General features: G+C 64.6%; 1 protein-coding gene (cut by a window edge). It reads right to left on the reverse strand.

All coding sequences use genetic code 11. The annotated features are described in order from the left end of the window. The coding region annotated (locus BN1130_RS22720; RefSeq protein WP_042043837.1) for a protein-glutamate methylesterase/protein-glutamine glutaminase crosses the window boundary (this coding region is incomplete at its 3' end): on the reverse strand, positions 1–954 show 954 of its 993 nt. Its footprint extends 39 nt past the window's final position.

Here is a 954-nt window from a genome sequence, read left to right on the forward strand (position 1 = left end):
GGCGACCGCTTGCGGCATGCCGTAGACGACACAAGATGCCTCGTCCTGAGCCCAGATGGTGGAACCCTGCTCCTTGAGCAGACGCGCGCCATCCCGGCCATCGGCACCCATGCCGGTCAGCACTATGGCCAGCACCTTGTCCCCATACGTCTTGGCAGCGGAGGCGAAGGTGATGTCGACGCAGGGTTTGTAATTGACCTTGTCATTGCCCTCTATGATGCGCAGCCGGGCACCGGTGCCACGCCCCTCGAGCAGCATCTGTTTGCCCCCCGGCGCCAGATAGGCATGACCAGGCTTGAGCACATCGCCATCCTGCGCCTCTTTCACCCCTATCTGACACAGGCCATTGAGGCGAGCGGCAAAGGCGGCGGTGAAGGTGGCCGGCATGTGCTGGATAAGCAGGATCGGATGGGGAAAATCCAGCGGCAGTTTGGTCAGCACATTCTGCAAGGCGACCGGGCCGCCCGTCGAGGTGCCGATGGCCACCAGCTGATAGCTCTTGCCGCTGCGCTTGAAGCTGGCGGCGGGCGCGGTGCGCTCAGTGCCGAGCGCGCGCTCGGCCAACCCTGGGCGCTCCCGCAGGGGGGACGTGCCCAGCGCCGGTCTGGCCGCAGGTGCCGCCACCGGTTGCGGGCGGGCCGACATCAGGAAGCGCTTGCGCGAGATCTCTTTGACCCTCTGCTGCAGCAGGCGTACCGCTTCATCCTTGTCGCGGGCGATGTCTTCAAACTTTTTGGGCAGAAAATCCAGGGCCCCGGCATCCAGGGCGTCCAGGGTGGAGCGAGCCCCCTCGTGGGTCAGGGAGGAGAACATCAGTATGGGGGTGGGGCACTTGGCCATGATTTCACGCACCGCACTGATGCCATCAAGCACCGGCATCTCTATGTCCATGGTGATGACATCGGGGCGCAGGGCGATGGCCTTGTCCACTGCCTCACGGCCATTTTGGGCCGT

Origin of the sequence: Aeromonas rivuli (genome assembly GCF_000820045.1) — a bacterium.
Classification (GTDB): Bacteria; Pseudomonadota; Gammaproteobacteria; order Enterobacterales; family Aeromonadaceae; genus Aeromonas; species Aeromonas rivuli.